General features: G+C 55.1%; 19 protein-coding genes. 3 read left to right on the forward strand and 16 right to left on the reverse strand.

Features of this window, described 5'->3' with window-relative positions:
• The first annotated feature begins 448 nt into the window (after nt 1–448).
• Nucleotides 449–1,237, forward strand: coding sequence for a deaminated glutathione amidase (locus QSK07_RS17415; protein ID WP_285720997.1), 789 nt, complete (start codon nt 449–451; stop codon nt 1,235–1,237).
• A 133-nt stretch (nt 1,238–1,370) separates the two neighbouring features.
• The gene (gene tatE, locus QSK07_RS17420; RefSeq protein WP_003854033.1) at nt 1,371–1,574 is read left to right on the forward strand and encodes a twin-arginine translocase subunit TatE; all 204 of its coding nucleotides are present in this window, start codon (nt 1,371–1,373) and stop codon (nt 1,572–1,574) included.
• A gap of 122 nt (nt 1,575–1,696) precedes the next feature.
• On the opposite strand, the gene lipA is transcribed toward tatE, so the two are convergent.
• The 13 genes from lipA to leuS form a co-directional block, all read right to left on the reverse strand.
• Complete coding sequence (lipA, locus tag QSK07_RS17425) at nt 1,697–2,662, reverse strand: lipoyl synthase (protein ID WP_098051235.1); 966 nt, start codon at nt 2,660–2,662, stop codon at nt 1,697–1,699.
• A 169-nt stretch (nt 2,663–2,831) separates the two neighbouring features.
• The gene (gene lipB / locus QSK07_RS17430) at nt 2,832–3,491 is read right to left on the reverse strand and encodes a lipoyl(octanoyl) transferase LipB (RefSeq protein WP_285720850.1); all 660 of its coding nucleotides are present in this window, start codon (nt 3,489–3,491) and stop codon (nt 2,832–2,834) included.
• Between the two features lie 80 nt (nt 3,492–3,571).
• Nucleotides 3,572–3,835 carry a DUF493 family protein YbeD gene (gene ybeD / locus QSK07_RS17435; protein ID WP_013357093.1) on the reverse strand — a complete coding sequence of 88 codons (264 nt, stop codon included), beginning with the start codon at nt 3,833–3,835 and terminating at the stop codon, nt 3,572–3,574.
• 100 nt (nt 3,836–3,935) lie between these two features.
• The gene (dacA, locus tag QSK07_RS17440; protein WP_275220087.1) at nt 3,936–5,147 is read right to left on the reverse strand and encodes a D-alanyl-D-alanine carboxypeptidase DacA; all 1,212 of its coding nucleotides are present in this window, start codon (nt 5,145–5,147) and stop codon (nt 3,936–3,938) included.
• Between the two features lie 131 nt (nt 5,148–5,278).
• Entirely contained in the window at nt 5,279–6,373 is a 1,095-nt protein-coding gene (gene rlpA / locus QSK07_RS17445; RefSeq protein WP_285720849.1) for an endolytic peptidoglycan transglycosylase RlpA, read from the reverse strand.
• 10 nt (nt 6,374–6,383) lie between these two features.
• Nucleotides 6,384–7,496, reverse strand: coding sequence for a peptidoglycan glycosyltransferase MrdB (gene mrdB, locus QSK07_RS17450; RefSeq protein WP_098053063.1), 1,113 nt, complete (start codon nt 7,494–7,496; stop codon nt 6,384–6,386).
• An 8-nt stretch (nt 7,497–7,504) separates the two neighbouring features.
• Complete coding sequence (mrdA, locus tag QSK07_RS17455; RefSeq protein ID WP_098051232.1) at nt 7,505–9,409, reverse strand: peptidoglycan DD-transpeptidase MrdA; 1,905 nt, start codon at nt 9,407–9,409, stop codon at nt 7,505–7,507.
• Between the two features lie 34 nt (nt 9,410–9,443).
• Nucleotides 9,444–9,914: a 23S rRNA (pseudouridine(1915)-N(3))-methyltransferase RlmH gene (rlmH, locus tag QSK07_RS17460; RefSeq protein WP_098051231.1), complete on the reverse strand. Its 471-nt coding sequence runs from the start codon at nt 9,912–9,914 to the stop codon at nt 9,444–9,446.
• Between the two features lie 3 nt (nt 9,915–9,917).
• On the reverse strand, nt 9,918–10,235 hold the full coding sequence (gene rsfS, locus QSK07_RS17465) for a ribosome silencing factor (RefSeq protein WP_010258968.1): 318 nt from the start codon (nt 10,233–10,235) through the stop codon (nt 9,918–9,920).
• A gap of 91 nt (nt 10,236–10,326) precedes the next feature.
• Entirely contained in the window at nt 10,327–10,971 is a 645-nt protein-coding gene (gene nadD / locus QSK07_RS17470) for a nicotinate-nucleotide adenylyltransferase (protein ID WP_098051230.1), read from the reverse strand.
• Nucleotides 10,964–11,995 carry a DNA polymerase III subunit delta gene (gene holA, locus QSK07_RS17475; protein ID WP_275219899.1) on the reverse strand — a complete coding sequence of 344 codons (1,032 nt, stop codon included), beginning with the start codon at nt 11,993–11,995 and terminating at the stop codon, nt 10,964–10,966. The genes nadD and holA overlap by 8 nt, the downstream gene beginning before the upstream one ends.
• Nucleotides 11,992–12,591, reverse strand: coding sequence for an LPS assembly lipoprotein LptE (lptE, locus tag QSK07_RS17480; protein WP_013357102.1), 600 nt, complete (start codon nt 12,589–12,591; stop codon nt 11,992–11,994). The genes holA and lptE overlap by 4 nt, the downstream gene beginning before the upstream one ends.
• Before the next feature lie 14 nt (nt 12,592–12,605).
• Nucleotides 12,606–15,188, reverse strand: coding sequence for a leucine--tRNA ligase (gene leuS / locus QSK07_RS17485; RefSeq protein WP_285720848.1), 2,583 nt, complete (start codon nt 15,186–15,188; stop codon nt 12,606–12,608).
• Between the two features lie 222 nt (nt 15,189–15,410).
• Between leuS and QSK07_RS17490 the strand changes: the two genes are divergently transcribed.
• Nucleotides 15,411–15,893 carry a zinc ribbon-containing protein gene (locus QSK07_RS17490; RefSeq protein ID WP_098051227.1) on the forward strand — a complete coding sequence of 161 codons (483 nt, stop codon included), beginning with the start codon at nt 15,411–15,413 and terminating at the stop codon, nt 15,891–15,893.
• 44 nt (nt 15,894–15,937) lie between these two features.
• Here the strand turns inward: QSK07_RS17490 and QSK07_RS17495 are convergent, their stop codons facing one another.
• The 3 genes from QSK07_RS17495 to QSK07_RS17505 are packed head-to-tail and all read right to left on the reverse strand — an operon-like array spanning nt 15,938 to nt 18,081.
• Nucleotides 15,938–16,663: an amino acid ABC transporter ATP-binding protein gene (locus QSK07_RS17495; RefSeq protein WP_013357105.1), complete on the reverse strand. Its 726-nt coding sequence runs from the start codon at nt 16,661–16,663 to the stop codon at nt 15,938–15,940.
• Entirely contained in the window at nt 16,664–17,341 is a 678-nt protein-coding gene (gltK, locus tag QSK07_RS17500) for a glutamate/aspartate ABC transporter permease GltK (protein WP_098051226.1), read from the reverse strand. It lies immediately after the preceding gene.
• Nucleotides 17,341–18,081 carry an amino acid ABC transporter permease gene (locus QSK07_RS17505; protein WP_013357107.1) on the reverse strand — a complete coding sequence of 247 codons (741 nt, stop codon included), beginning with the start codon at nt 18,079–18,081 and terminating at the stop codon, nt 17,341–17,343. The genes gltK and QSK07_RS17505 overlap by 1 nt, the downstream gene beginning before the upstream one ends.
• Nucleotides 18,082–18,357 lie beyond the last annotated feature (276 nt).

Raw genomic sequence — 18,357 nt, forward strand, 5'->3', positions numbered from 1 at the left:
TTCTTCCGCAGTGCCTTTCTGAGGCTGGCGACAGAAATGATGACTGATCGCTGCATCCTGTGCCTGTCAGCACTTTCTGCTTTCACGGTGGCAGCCAGATAGCAGAAACGGTTGCCAGCATGGCTACATCCTATGGCGGGCAGAAGGCATCTGCACACACGTGGCACTCTGTCTAAGGTAAAGCCGTGCACAGCCCGCCAGTAGCTTTAAGCTGAGGTGAGCGAACATCCATGCAGAGACCGTTAAGCGTAAAACAGGACGATGCGGTGCCTGGCTGAGGATTTGCAGTACACAACGCAGCAATGTCTGCTCTGCTGTCAGCCGAATGGTTTTAGCGCCAACAGAAAGATGACGGCGTACGCCGGATACGGGCATTATCAGCAGAGACTGATCCACCCATAAGTGACGCTGGTAGTGATATGACCGGCGCTGCGGGAGAAGAGAAATGATGAAAGTGGCGTTGGGGCAATTTGCAGTGAGCCGGGAATGGCAGGAGAACGCTGATACCTGTCTGGCCTTAATGCAGCGGGCGGCAGATGGGGGGGCAGATCTGCTGGTGCTGCCGGAAGCGGTGCTGGCGCGCGATAATGCCGATCCCGATTTAGTCGTGAAGGCGGCGCAGCCACTGGATGGCCCTTTCCTCCGCCAGTTGCTGGCTGCCAGTGAGCACAATGCGCTGACTACCATGATGAGCGTGCATGTTCCCACCGATCCGCATAAAGCGCTTAACGTGCTGGTGGCTATCCGTGAGGGTAAAGTCATTGCCGCCTATGAAAAGCTGCATCTGTACGACGCCTTTGCAATGCAGGAGTCACAGCGGGTCAATCCGGGTCATGTCATTCCGCCGTTGATTGAGGTGGCGGGTATGAAAGTGGGATTAATGACCTGCTATGACGTGCGATTCCCGGAGCTGGCGCGTCGGCTGGCGCTGGATGGTGCGCAAGTTCTGGTCCTTCCTGCCGCCTGGGTTAAAGGTCCGCTTAAAGAGATGCACTGGGAGCTGTTAACACGCGCCCGTGCGCTGGAGAACACGTGCTATATGGTGGCGGTGGGTGAATGCGGCTCACGCAATATTGGTAATAGTCTGGTCGTCGATCCGCTGGGCGTGGTAGTGGCAAATGCGGCTGAGTCTCCGGCACTGCTGTTTGCCGATCTTGATCCTGAGCGTGTCGCCTATGCCCGCCGGGTATTACCGGTTCTTGAAAACCGGCGTTTTAAACGGCCTGAACTGAAGTAATTGGCTGAAATGGGAAGCAACCGCAAATTCGCTACAGCAGAGATCTTACTCTGTTACAGATTCCAGTTGTCGTCGCAGGCAAACTGCGCGTAAATAACAGTCACCGTGATTCGATAAAGTTGAAAGGTTAATTATGGAAGGTATCAGTATTGCCAAGCTGCTGATTATTGGTGCGCTTATCGTACTGCTTTTTGGTACCAACAAGTTGCGCTCACTGGGCGGCGATCTGGGCTCCGCGATCAAGGGCTTCAAAAAAGCCATGAAAGACGAAGATACCAGTGCAACCCGAACAACGGCTGAAGACGTGCCGGCAGAACGCGTCGTTCATAAAGATTAATCGGTTATTTGCTGCAAATAACTGTTACTTTTTATTTCAGACCATTTCAGGCAGGTATAAAAAAACCAGGCTGTTTCCAGTCTGGTTTTTTGTTTTTTCAGGCTTCCGACCGTAAAGCGTACTTATTTCACTTCTTCGCCTTTAGCCTGCATATCCGCATGATAGGAAGAGCGCACAAACGGACCGCACGCGGCATGGGTAAAGCCCATCGCCATCGCTTCTGCTTTCATCTCGTCGAACTCAGCCGGGCTGACGTAGCGCTGAACCGGCAGGTGATGGCGGCTCGGCTGCAGATACTGTCCCAGCGTCAGCATGGTGACGCCGTGACGACGCAGATCGCGCATCACCTCAACGATTTCGGCGTTGGTTTCACCCAGTCCCACCATGAGACCTGATTTGGTCGGAACATCAGGATGTGCTTCTTTAAAACGCTCCAGCAGCTTCAGGGACCACTCGTAGTTCGCGCCCGGACGTACCTGGCGGTAGACGCGCGGTACGTTTTCCAGGTTGTGGTTAAACACATCCGGTGGCGTCGCGGTGAGAATCTCCAGTGCGCGATCCATACGGCCACGGAAGTCCGGTACCAGCGTTTCAATTTTGATGGTAGGATTTTTTTCGCGAATCGCGCTGATGCAGTCGGCAAAGTGCTGCGCGCCGCCATCACGCAAATCATCACGGTCAACCGAGGTGATGACCACGTAGCGCAGGCCCATATCGGCAATCGTCTGCGCCAGTTTAGCGGGTTCGTTAGCATCCGGTGCATTAGGACGGCCATGCGCCACATCACAGAAAGGACAACGACGGGTACAGATTGCGCCCAGGATCATAAAGGTGGCGGTGCCGTGGTTGAAGCATTCGGCAAGATTAGGGCAGGACGCCTCTTCGCAGACCGAGTGCAGCCCGTTTTTGCGCATCGCAGCTTTAATACCCTGAATACGACTGGAGTCGGCTGGCAGCTTGATTTTCATCCATTCCGGCTTACGCAACATCTCCTGCCGTTCAACAACCACGGTTTTCACCGGGATCAGCGCCATTTTGTCCGCGTCACGATATTTGACGCCGCGTTCCATCTGAATTGGTTTACTCATAAATCAGCAGGTTCCGGTCGGATTGCGATTTGAAAGCGTTCCCACTCAAACCGGGAAAGGGGCTTTCAACTTTATTTGAAAAAAGTGCAAAAATTATATCATCTCATCGTCTGGGAAGCAGCCACCGTCAGCGCTGAAAAGTTACATATTTGTAAATTCGCATTCTGCGTTAAGGCTTAACAGAAGGATCGCCTGCTAACCATTCAACCTTTTCATAACCTGCCAGCCGCGCAAAAGCGCTGACCAGCGGAGCGCGTACCTGCTCTGTGGTGACCTCTGGCTGGAAATTTTTTAACTGGGTCATGCTCATCCCGGCATAACCACAGGGATTAATGCGCAGGAAAGGCGATAAATCCATCGCAACATTCAGCGCCAGACCGTGAAACGAGCAGCCTTTGCGAATGCGCAATCCCAGCGAGCAGATTTTCTCTTCCCCGACATAAACGCCGGGTGCATCTGCGCGGGCGCGGGCGCTGACGCCGAACTCTGCCAGCGTGGCGATAACCGTCTCTTCCAGAATAGTCACCAGCTGGCGCACGCCGAGCTTACGGCGTTTCACATCGATCAGGACATACATGACCTGTTGTCCCGGCCCGTGATAGGTGACCTGACCGCCACGATCGCTCTGCACCACAGGAATAGCACCGGGCATCAGCAGATGTTCTGCTTTTCCCGCCTGACCCTGAGTAAAGACCGGAGGATGTTCGACCAGCCAGATTTCGTCACGACTCTGGTCGTCGCGCTGGTCAGTATAGTGGTGCATGGCGTCGGAAACTGATTGCCAGTCACGCAGACCTGACTGGCGGACAAAGAGGGTTTCAACTGACAAAGCGATAGCCCGCTAAAGGAAAAAACGCTGAGGATAACATCGGCAAACCGTCAGATAGCGGCGCCTTGCCGACCCGTAAATTACAGTACCATCCGCACAATTTCGATCTGGCCCAGCTCTTCGTACAGGCGTTCAACCTGCTCGATATGGGTGGCGTTGATAGTGATGTTTACGGAGTGATAGTTGCCTTTGCTGCTCGGCTTAACTTCAGGGCTGTAGTCGCCGGGCGCATGACGTTGCACCACTTCAACCACTTGATCAACCAGCTCCGGTTGCGCCAGACCCATTACTTTATAGGTAAACGGGGTAGGAAATTCGAGCAGCTCATTCAGTTTGGTTTTCATATTCACTCCGGTGCATAAAAAACAGGCTCCCGCCTGAGCGGGAGCATCATAATATCTGGTAATGGGGACGGAGGGGCGATTTTTCAATCACCCTTAACGCTTAACCGAACCAGTGATGGAACATCAGTTTGATGTAATCCACGATACGGCCAAAGAAACCACCCTCAGAGATCTCGTTCAGCACCACCAGAGGACGCTGTTCGATCGTCTTGCCATCCAGCTGGAAGTTGATGCTGCCAACAACCTGGTTTTTCTTCAGTGGGGCATGCAGTTCTGTGTTATTCAGCACATAGCTGGCTTTCAGATCTTTCATACGGCCACGCGGAATGGTCAGGTAAGCATCTTTTTCCACGCCCAGTTGTACACGGTCATTATCACCAAACCAGACCGGCTCAGAGGCGAACTCTTTACCCGCTTTCAGTGGCGCAACGGTTTCAAAGAAACGGAAGCCCCAGGTGAGCAGTTTCTTGCTCTCGGTTTCACGGCCTTTAAAGGTATGGCCGCCCATGACCGCCGAGATCAGGCGCATCTGGCCTTCGGTCGCTGACGCCACCAGGTTGTAACCGGCTGAATTGGTGTGACCGGTTTTGATCCCATCCACGTTCAGGTTGGTGTCCCACAGCAGACCGTTGCGGTTCATCTGGCGGATATTGTTGAAGGTGAACTCTTTCTCTTTATAAACAGCGTACTCTTCCGGCACGTCGCGGATTAACGCCTGGCCAATCAGCGCCATATCGCGCGCAGAGCTGTACTGACCTTCAGCGTCCAGACCATGGACGGTCCCGAAGTGAGTATTCTGCAGGCCAATCGCTTTGACGTAGTTATTCATCAGATTAACGAACGCATCCTGGCTGCCGGCGACATAGTCAGCCATCGCAACACAGGCGTCGTTACCGGACTGCAGTACAATCCCACGGGTCAGCTGTGAGACCGGCACGCGGTCGCCTGGCTTCAGGAACATCAGCGAAGAGCCTTTGAACACCGGGTTGCCGGTCGCCCAGGCATCCGGACCGACGGTGACCATATCGTCCTGATGAATTTTGCCCGCTTTCACGGCCTGTCCAATGACATAGCTGGTCATCATCTTGGTCAGACTGGCAGGATCGCGGCGTGCATCGGCGTTTTTCTCTGCCAGCACTTTGCCCGAGTTGTAGTCGATAAGGACATACGCTTCGGCATCAATGTCCGGCACACCCGGAATCATGGTCTTGAGATTGACGTCATCAGCAATAGCAGCATGGCTGAGAGAGAAAGCGATCAGTGATCCCACTGTCAGGCGTTTCAGCAAACGAGATGATTTCAGCGTGTTCATGTGTAGGACTACAACATCCGTGAGTTTGAGGTTAAAAATGTCACTCATCATACCCAATGCCAGTCAGTCTGGCACCGGGCGTGATGATTGGGTTGTTAGCAGACGTAACGTGTCACTGTCTGATAAACCGATCAGCGATGCGTGTTAGTAATAAATGAGGCGGTCTGGCCTTCACTGCTCAGGCGCTGTTGCAGCGCAGCCGCTTCAGCGCGGGAGCTGTAGCCGCCGAGCTGAACGCGATAAACGTTGTTGCCCGCGTCTTCGACCTTGCCGGGCACACCGTAACGCTGGCTCAGGCTTTTCATCATCTGCTGAGCACGTGCCGGATCATTCAGTGCACCGACCTGCACAACATATCCGGCTGCGGCACCACTGCTGGCTGCCGGCGCGGCACTGGCGGCTACAGGAGCAGCACTGCTGGCGGCCGGTGCACTGACGGGCGCGGCGGCGGGTGGTTCACTTCCTTCCAGCACGCCGTTCGCTAATGGCTGAGGTGCGCCAAGAAAGCCGCTGCTCTGTACTGGCGCGCCCATATTGTCACCGCCCTGCAGCGTGCTGTTGCTGATAGCTTCCACGTTTTGGGCAGGCGGCTCAGCGTTTGCGGCGCTGCCGCCATTCATCACCGCACCACCGCTCAGGTCCGGGCGGGCAGGCAGCGAGTAGCTCTGTTTGGCGACCACAGTACCAATGGTGCCCGGACCTGAGAGCGTACCGTCGGGAGCCACCTTGATATAGTCGACCCGCACCCGTGAATTATTGGAGATGTTCAGACGGTCACCGGCTGCCCGCGACAGGTCAATGATACGTCCTGGCGTGTAGGGGCCACGATCGTTAACGCGCACCACAATCTGACGGCCGTTCGCGATATTCGTCACGCGCACATAGCCCGGCAGCGGCAGAGTGGGGTGGGCGGCCGTCAGCGCATCGGGATCGTAGGCTTCGCCGGTAGCGGTGCGGTTGCCCTGTGCCTCTTCGCCGTACCAGGTAGCCAGGCCGACCTCGCTGTAGTTCGACGGATCTTTGATGATGCGATAATTTTTGCCATTAACGCTGTAATCCTGGCTGGTACCCGGATTGATTGGCTCATAACGAGGCTCAACGCCTGGAATCTCTACTACCGGCCCATTATAAGCCGGTTGCGGCGGCGCCGTCTTTTGGGGTTCGGGCGTGGTACAGGCCGCCAGAACCAGTGATGCCAGTGCAACGCCAAGCCATTCCTTACGCATCTGCAGCCTCTTAGACACTTTTAGATAACATTTTTCGGTGAGTGTGGATCGACATCACAATGCCGAATCCCGCCATAAGCACGATAAGAGCGGAGCCGCCGTAACTGACCAGCGGCAGTGGCACGCCAACTACCGGTAAGATACCACTAACCATGCCAATGTTAACGAAAACATAAACGAATAAAATCAGCATTAAACCGCCCGCCATGACCCGGCCAAACGTGGTCTGCGCGCGTGCTGCGACAATCAGTCCCCGCATGATCAGCAGCAGATAGAGGGTCAGCAGCAGCAGTACGCCAAACAGACCCAGCTCTTCGGCCAGAACCGCGAAGATAAAGTCGGTATGACGCTCCGGCAAAAACTCCAGCTGAGACTGGGTGCCCTGCAGCCAGCCTTTGCCACGCAGTCCTCCCGACCCTATGGCGATTTTCGACTGGATGATGTGATAACCCGCGCCCAGCGGGTCCGTTTCCGGGTCGAGCAGCATCATGACGCGGTCACGCTGATAGTCGTGCATCAGGAAGAACCACAGAATCGGGATAAAGGCCGCGACCAGCAGGACGGCGACGCCAATCAGTTTCCAGCTCATTCCCGAAAGGAACAGGACAAACAAACCGGAAGCGGCAACCAGAATCGAGGTGCCGAGATCGGGCTGTGCAGCGACCAGCAGGGTCGGCACAAAGATCAGCAAAAGCGCAATGCCGGTATTTTTCAGGGTTGGCGGACAGACATCGCGGTTAATAAAGCGCGCCACCATCAGCGGCACCGCGATTTTGGCAATCTCAGAAGGCTGAAAGCGAACAAAGCCTAGATCGAGCCAGCGCTGTGCGCCTTTACTGATCTGCCCGAAGGCATCAACCGCCACCAGCAGAATGACGCAGACAATATAAAGGTAAGGTGCCCAGCCCTCATAAACGCGCGGCGGTACCTGCGCCAGCACAATCATGATCACCAGCCCCATCGCGATCTGACCGAGTTTACGCTCCATCATGCCGGGATCCTGACCACTGGCACTCCAGATCACCACGGCGCTGTAGGTCAGCAGGCCGAGAATGATCAGCATAAACAGCGGATCGATGTGGATACGCATCCAGATCGATCGTTTCTGCGGACTATCTTGCATCGACATGTTTATTCACCTTCATAACCGGGCGGCACAGGGGCGGCGTCCGGCAGGACAGTATTGTTATCACCCAACATAATGTGATCCAGAATCTGGCGCATGACGGTGCCGACAGCCGGACCGGCGCCACCGTTTTCCAGGATAATGGTCACTGCGACCCGAGGCTTGTCATAAGGGGCAAACGCGGTCATTAATTTATGATCGCGTAATCGTTCAGCAATTCTGTGGGCGTTATAGGTTTCGTTCTCTTTCAGGCCAAAGACCTGCGCCGTACCGGACTTGGCAGCAATTTTATAAGGCGCATCAGCAAAGCTTTTGTGGGCGGTGCCGTTGGGGCGATTCGCCACGCCGTACATGCCATCTTTGGCGATTTCCCAGTAGCCGGAATGGATATCACCGATTGGAGCCTCAGGCGGCTGGCGATAGGGCACAAGGGTCCGGCCTTCGCGGGTGGCACGCAGCATATGCGGCACCTTGACGACACCGTCGTTGATCAGAATCATCATCGCTTTGTTCATCTGCAGCGGGGTTGCCGTCCAGTAACCCTGGCCGATCCCCACCGGAATGGTGTCGCCCTGATACCACGGCTTTTTAAAGCGTTTCATTTTCCAGTCGCGGGTGGGCATGTTACCGGCGCTCTCCTGCGGTAAGTCGATGCCGGTCCGGTTGCCATAGCCAAATTTATTCATCCACTCTGACAGTCGGTCGATGCCCATGTCATAGGCGACCTGATAGAAGAAGGTATCGGCAGACTCCTCCAGCGCTTTGGTGACGTTAAGACGACCGTGCCCCCACTTTTTCCAGTCGCGGAAGCGCTTTTCTGAACCGGGAAGCTGCCACCAGCCCGGATCAAACAGGCTGGTGTTGCGGTTAATTACGCCCGCACTCATGGCAGAGACCGCCACATAAGGTTTCACTGTTGAAGCTGGCGGGTAAGCTGCCTGAATCGCACGGTTATAGAGTGGGCGATTTTCATCTTCCAGCAGGCCGCGATAATCCTTACTGGAAATGCCGTCGACAAACAAGTTGGCATCGTAACTGGGTGTGGAGACCATGGCGAGAATTTCGCCGGTGCGCGGATCGCTGACGACAACAGCGGCGCGACTGCCCGCCAGCAGGGTCTCGACATACTGCTGCAGTTTGAGATCGATAGTCAGATAGATATCGCGGCCTGCCTGAGGTGACTCCTCATGCAGCTGGCGAATAACCCGGCCCCTGTTGTTGACCTCAACCTCTTCAAAGCCGGTTTTGCCGTGCAGCAGACTCTCGTAATATGCTTCTATCCCCAGCTTGCCGATGTCGTGCGTGGCAGCGTAGTTCGGCCATATGCCTTCTTTATCGAGGCGTGCAACGTCACGATCGTTGATTTTTGAGACGTAGCCGACCACATGCGTCAGCGTGGCGCCGTAGGGGTAGTAGCGGCGCTGATAGCCTTTAACTTCCACGCCGGGAAAGCGGTACTGATTGACCGCAAAGCGTGCCACCTGAACTTCATTCAGACCGGTTTTAACCGGAATGGAGGTAAAGCGACGCGAGCGCTTGCGCTCTTTCTGGAAGTTTTCGAGGTCTTCGTCCGTCAGCTCAAGTACCGGGCGTAAGTTTTCCAGCGTCTGCTGCAGGTTATCAACTTTTTCCGGCACCAGTTCTGCCTGATAGATGGTGCGGTTCAGTGCCAGCGGCGTGCCGGTGCGATCATAGATAATGCCGCGGCTGGGCGCGACAGGCACCAGTTTAATGCGGTTCTGGTTGGAACGGGTGCTGTAATCATCAAAGCGAAGAATCTGCAGATGGTAAAGGTTAACTACCAGGATTGAAGAGAGCAGTAAGATACCGACGAAGGCGATGAACGCCCGACGGACAAAGAGTTTCTGTTCGGCGCTGTAATCGCGAAAGGCGTTGCTTTGTAATTTCATCCGCTACTTGTCATGTCTGATGTGGGCTGATCGGTCATTCACGATGATAAGGATGATTAGTCGTTATACTCCAGGCCCGATACAGACTTTCGGCCACCAGCACGCGCACCAGCGGATGAGGCAACGTCAATGCCGACAGTGACCAGCTCTGCTCTGCCACCGCTTTACAGGCGGGAGCCAGGCCTTCAGGCCCGCCGATCAGCAGGCTGACATCGCGACCATCCAGCTTCCAGCGCTCAAGCTGCTGCGCCAGTTGCGGGGTTTCCCACGGTTGACCAGGAATATCCAGCGTGACGATGCGATTGCCTTTGCCGACCGCCGCTAACATTGCTTCACCCTCTTTTTCAAGAATACGTTTGATATCAGCATTTTTGCCGCGTTTACCTGCGGTGACTTCGGTCAGCTCAAACGGCATATCTTTAGGGAAGCGGCGCAGATACTCCATGAAACCGGTCTGCACCCAGTCGGGCATTTTTGTGCCGACGGCAACAAGTTGCAGTTTCACCGATTAGCCCCAGAGTTTTTCCAGCTCATATAGCTGGCGACTCTCTTCCTGCATCACATGTACGATGACATCACCCAGATCAACCACGACCCAGTCTGCCGCGCTTTTACCTTCAATGCCTAATGGCATCAGGCCAGCTAAACGGGATTCCTGCTCAACGTGTTCTGCGATCGAAGTCACATGACGCGTGGAGGTGCCGGTGCAGATGATCATGAAATCGGTGATGCTGGATTTGCCCTGAACGTCGATGGTGACAATGTCCTGGCCTTTGAGATCATCAATCTTATCAATAACGAACTCTTGGAGTGCTTTACCTTGCAAAAGGTTCCCCTTGGAATCTGGTGGTATCGGGCTGGCTGTAAGCCCGGAGAGTGCAGCCAAAATTTAAGCGGCGCAGTATAGCATGCCCGGATCAGTCGCGATATAAGCCTTCGCGGTCGATATAGTCGATAACCGCCGCGGGCAACAGGTCGTCGCAGGGCTGGTTCTGATGGCGACGGCGGCGGATTTCAGTCGCCGAAATGTCATAGAGCGGGGTTTCCGCCAGCCAGATGTGGCCTGCGGGCTGCTGATGCAGCTGACGGATATCCTGAGCAAGGTGTTGATCGAGCCACTGCTGCATCTCCGGCGCATCGAATCGGGTCGGATAGCCGGGGCGCTGGCACACTAGCAGATGACAGAGTGACAGCAGATCCTGCCAGCGATGCCATTTCGCTAAGCTCAGCAGGGAATCCTGACCAATAATAAAGCCCAGCGGCTGTTCTGCACCGCGTTCGACGCGCCAGCCTTCCAGAGTAGTGACGGTCCAGGAGGGGGTGTCGCGCTCAAGCTCACGGGTATCAATCTCAAACAGCGGTAAGCCGCGGATAGCGCAGCGCAGCATCGCGACCCGCTGAATGGCGCTGGCTTCCGGTTGCGGACGATGCGGTGGCACATTGTTGGGCAGTAGCGTCACACGCTGCAGGCCGGTCTGTTGAGCCAGCGCTTTGACCGGACGCAGATGACCAAAATGAATCGGGTCGAAGGTGCCACCAAACAGCGCGTGTAACTCAGACATGGGCAAAACTCGTCGGAAAAACACGACTGCTGAGCAGCAGCGTCAGGGTCTGTAACTGTGGCCACACCGGCTGTCCGTAATCCTGCTTCAGGGTGATCTCAATCTGACTGAGCAGATGAATCGCGCGTTGCAGACGCGTGGCGCTCAGGCGTTGCAGTGCATCGGTGAACAGCGCGCGGCGGTTCTGCCAGATACGCTGCTGATCCATCAGGGTACGCAGCGGCTGCTGCGCCTGGTGGCGCTGCAGATGCAGCAGTGTCAGCAAATCGCGCTGCAGCGTACGCAGCAGAATCACGACTTCGCTCTCTTCTTTCTCCAGCTGATGCAGGATATGCAGCGCGCGACGGCTCTTACCCGCCAGCAGAGCATCGACCCAGTGGAACGGTGTAAAGTGTGCGGCATCACTGACCGCCTCTTCAACCCGGGGCAGGGTCAGTTTGCCGTCAGGCCACTGCAGCGAGAGACGCTCCAGCGCCTGGGCCAGCGCCAGCAGATTACCTTCATAGCAGTAACACAACAGCTGCACAGCCGCGTCATCGACCGAAAGTTTCAGCGCCTTAGCACGATTCACGACCCAGCGCGGCAGTTGCACCTGTTCGGGCGTCTGGCAGGGCACTAAAACTGCAGAGGCGGACAGGGCTTTAAACCATGCACTGTTTTCCTGCGCTTTGGTGAGCTTTGGCATCCGGCAGATCAGCAGAATATCGGCGTGCAGCAGCTGCGACAGCTTAACCAGCTGCTCGGCCATTGCGGCGTTCGGTCCATTCTCGGGGAATTGCAGCGTCATGGTCTGACGCTGCGCAAACAGACTCAGTGACTGACAGCTGACAAACAGGCTCTCCCAGTCGGTCTGGGCGTCCAGCGTAAAACTAAAATGTTCCTCAAATCCCTGCGCGGTTGCGGCGGCACGGATGGCATCCGCACTCTCCTGCAACAGCAGCGGTTCGTTTCCGGCTAACAAATAACAGGCGCGCAGCCCCTCACGGAGCTGCGCGCTGAGTTGCTCAGGGTAAATCCTGATCATTGCAGGCTGGTAGCAGAGGAAGAGGGTGCTTCCTGTGAACCCTGACCCGGAACCGGAATCACTGACGCCGGTAAGGTCTCTTTGTTGTTGATCTGTGCGGCATGCACGGTCAGCAGTTTACGTACAAGCTGTTCGGCAGCACGCTGACGCATCTCCTGCGTAATCAGATCCTGCTCGGCATCTTTTGCCAGCGCAGCATTCGGGTTATCGAAGAATGAACGATAAACCGTGGTGCTGATTGGGTAGATTCCTTTGCCCGGCAACAGGACCTGCGCGGTAAGGGTCATGACCAGCTGATACTCAGCAGAGGTGCCGCTGATAAAGACCGATGCGGTGTTACGTCCCGAAACCTCAGGACCCAGACGCAGCGTCGGAATATCGGTGCGGTTCTGTTTGTTGTCTTCAACGATGGTGACATCGTTGATACGCAGTTGCTGACGCACAGTACGCGCCAGCGGTCCATAAGGATCGCCGGTTGAAACAATCAGGGTTTTCAGTTCGCTGGGCACCTGCGTGGTGCCGCGCGGATGAAAACCACAGCCAGCGGTGATCACCACCGCCAGCATGACAAACAGCCTGATAATCGGATGTCGCACAGTTCCTCCTGAACTTAACCTACGACCAGGTTAAGCAGTTTGCCCGGTACATAAATGACTTTACGGATAGTCACGCCGTCCAGATACTTCGCCACCAGATGCTCCTGAGCAGCGCGTGCCTGAACCTGTTCCTGTGTTGCATCGGCGGGTACGGTAATTTTACCACGCACTTTACCGTTCACCTGCACCACAACCAGCAGTGAATCTTCAACCATAGCGGCTTCATCAGCCACCGGCCAGCTCGCTTCATCGATGGTGCCTTCGCCACCCAGCGTCTGCCACAGAACATAGCAGGCATGCGGGGTAAACGGATAGAGCAGACGGACGATAGCCAGCAGCGCTTCCTGCATCAGAGCGCGATCCTGCTCGCCTTCCTGCGGTGCACGCGCCAGTTTGTTCATCAGCTCCATAATCGCTGCAATGGCGGTGTTGAAGGTCTGACGACGGCCAATATCATCCGCCACTTTAGCGATGGTTTTGTGCAGGTCACGACGCAGCGATTTCTGCTCGTCATTCAGGCTATCCACATCCAGCGCCACGGTCGCACCCTGTGAGGTGTGCTCGTAAACCAGCTTCCAGACACGCTTCAGGAAGCGGTTAGCCCCTTCAACGCCCGACTCCTGCCACTCCAGCGTCATATCGGCCGGTGAAGCAAACATCATGAACAGACGCACGGTATCCGCGCCGTAACGCTCAACCATCAGCTGAGGGTCGATGCCGTTGTTTTTCGACTTCGACATTTTACTCATGCCTGCGTAAATCACTTCGCGGCCCTGGGTGTCGGTAGCTTTAACAATGCGGCCTTTCTCATCACGCTCAATCTCAACGTCAACCGGTGAAACCCAGTTACGCTCGCCGTTGTTACCGAGGTAGTAAAAGGCGTCAGCCAGCACCATGCCCTGGCACAGCAGACGTTTGGCTGGCTCATTGGAATTAACCAGGCCCGCGTCACGCAGCAGCTTGTGGAAGAAGCGGAAATACATCAGGTGCATGATGGCGTGTTCAATACCCCCCACATACTGATCGACCGGCAGCCAGTAGTTTGCCGCGGCCGGATCCAGCATGCCTTCTTTGTAGCTGGCGCAGGTATAACGCGCGTAGTACCAGGAGGACTCCATGAAGGTGTCAAAGGTGTCGGTTTCACGCAGAGCAGGCTGGCCGTTCACCGTGGTTTTCGCCCACTCCGGATCGGCTTTGATCGGGCTGGTAATGCCATCCATCACCACATCTTCCGGCAGGATCACCGGCAGCTGGTCTTCAGGTGTCGGCATTACGGTGCCATCTTCCAGCGTGACCATTGGGATTGGTGCGCCCCAGTAGCGCTGACGGGAAACACCCCAGTCGCGCAGACGGTAGTTCACTTTACGGACGCCTACGCCTTTCGCCGCCAGAGAATCTGCAATGGCGCTAAACCCTGCGGCGTGATCCAGACCGTTGAATTCACCTGAGTTAAACAGCGCGCCTTTGTCGGTCATTGCCGCGGCGCTGACGTCAGGAATAGAGCCATCCAGATTGAGTACTACCGGCTTGATCGCCAGATCGTATTTAGTGGCAAATTCCCAGTCGCGCTGGTCGTGCGCCGGGACCGCCATGACGGCGCCGGTGCCATATTCCATCAGCACGAAGTTAGCGACCCAGACAGGGAGAAGCTCGCCGGTCAGCGGATGAATAACAGACAGGCCGGTCGCCATGCCTTTCTTCTCCATGGTCGCCATATCGGCTTCGGCCACTTTGGTATTGCGGCATTCAGCGATAAAGTCAGCCAGTGCCGGATTGTTCACCGACGCCTGGGTTGCCAGCGGATGACCCGCCGCAACGGCGACATAGGTTGCGCCGATAAAGGTATCCGGGCGGGTGGTGTAGACGGTGACTTTCTCTTCGCTGTCAGCAACGTCGAATGTGATTTCGACGCCTTCAGAACGGCCAATCCAGTTACGCTGCATGGTTTTGACCTGCTCAGGCCACTCTTCCAGCGTATCCAGATCGTTCAGCAGCTCTTCCGCATAATCGGTAATCTTAATAAACCACTGCGGAATCTCTTTGCGCTCAACTTTAGTGTCGCAGCGCCAGCAGCAGCCATCGATCACCTGCTCGTTCGCCAGCACCGTCTGATCGTTCGGACACCAGTTGACGGCAGAGGTCTTTTTATAGACCAGACCTTTTTCATACAGTTTAGTGAAGAACCACTGTTCCCAGCGATAGTACTCTGGCTGGCAGGTTGCCAGTTCACGACTCCAGTCATAGCCAAAGCCCAGCAGTTTAAGCTGGTTTTTCATGTAGGCGATGTTGTCGTATGTCCAGGGGGCCGGTGCGGTGTTGTTTTTAACCGCAGCGCCTTCCGCAGGCAGGCCGAAAGCATCCCAGCCAATCGGCTGTAGTACGTTTTTGCCGAGCATACGCTGATAACGCGCGATTACGTCGCCGATGGTGTAGTTACGAACGTGGCCCATATGCAGGCGGCCAGAAGGATAGGGCAACATGGAAAGGCAATAGTATTTCTCTTTACCTTCCTGCTCAGTCACTTTAAACGTTTCGTTTTCATCCCAGTGTTGCTGCACACGGGATTCAATCTCTTCCGGGCGGTATTGCTCTTGCATGGCTGCCTGTGGTCCTTTATGAATAACATTTTTCGGGCTCTGTGATCCGCATAGCATACCCATAAGGCCGCGCATCAACAACACTTCCCACTTTTGCTGGCACGATTTCTGCTGATAGCGTCAGTCTCTTCACCCTTTTGTAATTCACTGTACAGACGACACGGCAAAAGCCGCATTGCGACTAAACTTAATTCAGCGAGGGTCTGCATAAAGGAGAATAAAATGAATAAAGTAGCTCAGGAATATCGCGAGTCGTTAGCCGTGCTGACTGAACGTCTCCGTCAGGGCGATCGTAACCTTGATGAGCTGATTGCCAGTCGACGCAGCCAGTTACGGGTGCGCGATGACATGACGGAAGAAGAGATTGACCAGGCGCTGAGCTCGGTGCGCCGTGATTTGGGCGAGTTTGCACGCAGTTATACCGATGTGGAAGAGCCGCTGGCGGACTCACTGTTTATGCGCATTATTCGTGAGAGCGTCTGGAAAGAGCTGGCGGATATCACCGATAAAAGTCAGCTGGAATGGCGCGAAGTTTTCCAGGATCTGCATCATCACGGTGTGTATCAGAGCGGCGAAGTGGTAGGGCTGGGCAATCTGGTGTGTGAGAAGTGTCAGTTCACCCGGGCGATCTATACGCCGGAAACCCTGTCGCGCTGTCCGGAATGCGGCAATGACCAGTTTCAGCGTCAGCCTTTTGAACCCTGATAATAAAAACGATGCGGGCCACTCAGGTGACCCGCATAGGTTATTTAGTGCAGAATTTTAGCGAGGAAATCTTTCGCACGGTCAGACTGTGGGTTATTAAAGAAGTCATCTTTATTGGTGTCTTCGATAATTTTTCCTTCATCCATGAAGATCACGCGATTGGCTACTTTGCGGGCAAAGCCCATCTCGTGTGTCACCACCATCATTGTCATCCCTTCCTGAGCCAGCTCTACCATCACATCCAGCACTTCGTTGATCATTTCCGGATCCAGCGCGGAGGTCGGTTCATCAAACAGCATCGCGATAGGATCCATGCAGAGCGCACGTGCAATCGCCACGCGCTGCTGCTGACCGCCGGAGAGCTGACCAGGAAACTTTTCAGCATGCGCTGACAGACCCACACGCTTCAACAGTTTCAGCCCTTTATCACGGGCCGCTGCTTTATCGCGCTTCAGCACTTTTACCTGCGCCAGAACCAGATTGTTGATAATGCTCAGATGCGGGAACAGCTCGAAATGCTGGAACACCATACCGACCTGACTGCGAAGCTGTGCAAGGTTGGTTTTTTTGTTATTCACCTCGGTGCCGTTGACCGCAATCACGCCCTGCTGAACCGGCTCAAGTCCGTTCACCGTTTTGATCAGCGTTGATTTACCGGAGCCGGACGGCCCGCAGACCACTACTACCTCACCGGTTTTTACCTCGGTTGAGCAGTCGGTCAGCACCTGAAAGTGACCATACCACTTAGAAACATTTTTCAGGCTAATCATTTAAACCGTCCTTTTTCTTTTCAGATAGCTGACCAACAGCGATGCGCTCAGGCTGATAACGAAGTAGACCAGACCTGCAAACAAAACCATTTCAACCTGGGTGCCGTCGCGCTCACCAATGGTGGACGCGGTACGGAAAAAGTCCGCCAGGCTTAAGACATAAACCAGCGAGGTATCCTGGAACAGCACGATACCCTGCGTCAGTAACAGCGGAACCATGGCTCGGAACGCCTGCGGCAGGATGATCAGTCGCATTGCCTGCCACTGTGTCATACCCAGCGCCAGCGCGGCGTTGCCCTGTCCACGCGAAATACTGATGATGCCGGCACGAATGATTTCGGAGTAGTAGGCCGCTTCAAACAGCGAAAAGGCAACCATGGCGGAAATCAGCCGGATATCGGTTTTCGGCGACAGGCCCAGGACCTGCTGCAGGAAACTCGGCACCACCAGATAGAACCACAGCAGCACCATGACCAGCGGCACCGAACGGAACAGGTTGACGTAGATTTTGGCGAACCAGCTGATGGGCTTAAAGCTCGACAGACGCATCACCGCCAGCAGGGTGCCCCACAGAATGCCGAAGACCACGGCGGTAATGGTGATCTTGAAGGTAATCACTAAGCCGTTAAGCAGATAGGGCAGGCTGGGTGTAATCGAACTCCAGTCAAAGTCGTACATTACTTGCCTCCCGCATTGCCTGGCAGCCGGACTTTGCGCTCGACCAGACTCATCAACAACATAATCACCAGGTTAATCGCGACATAAGCCAGCGTAATGGCGGTAAAGGATTCATAGGCGTGAGCAGAATAGTCGAGCAGTTTGCCCGCCTGTGCCGCCATATCGACCAGACCAATGGTGGAGGCGATAGCGGAGTTCTTGACCAGGTTCAGCATTTCCGAGGTCATCGGCGGCACAATCACGCGATACGCATTCGGCAGCAGAACATAGCGATAGGTCTGCGGCAGCGTTAATCCCATCGCCAGACCGGCATTTTTCTGTCCTGCCGGCAGTGACTGAATGGCTGCGCGCACCTGCTCGCAGACACGGGCGGCGGTAAACAGGCCAAGACAGATCATTGAAGAGAGGAAGAACTGAATGTTGGGGTCCAGCTCCGACTTAAACCACATGCCAAGCTTTTCGCCCACCAGTTCTGGCGCGACCAGATACCAGAAGAAGAACTGGACGATCAGCGGGATATTACGAAACAGTTCCACATAGCAGGTGCCAATGGTCGACAGCAGGCGATTCGGCACGGTGCGCAGAATGCCGAAAAATGACCCCACGCAGAAGGCGATAATCCAGGCGCAGCAGGAGACAGCTATCGTCACCTGAAAACCGGACCATAGCCAGCCGAGGTAGGTCGTGTTACCGAACGGGGCCTGTTCGAGAAATATGCCCCAGTTCCAATCGATACCCATAACGAGCTCCGGAAAAAAAGGGTAGCTAAGCTACCCTGAAGATTGATGAACGGCGTTTTATTACCTGACTCAGGGGAACGACCCGTGTCAGTCTGTTTGTCCAAGCCGCGGTTTCAGCAATCGAGAGGGCAGCCAGGCTGCCCTTGTTATACCCGCCGTCTTTCAGGCTGCATTTTTGTTGGCTATGTTCACTCATCCAAATGACTTACCTGAGTAAGCTCATTGGAATGCATTCTCCTGCCGCCTCAATGCAATCTGAGATCCATTGGGTATTTT

The organism is Pantoea sp. QMID4, assembly GCF_030270445.1.
Lineage (GTDB): Bacteria > Pseudomonadota > Gammaproteobacteria > Enterobacterales > Enterobacteriaceae > Pantoea > Pantoea vagans.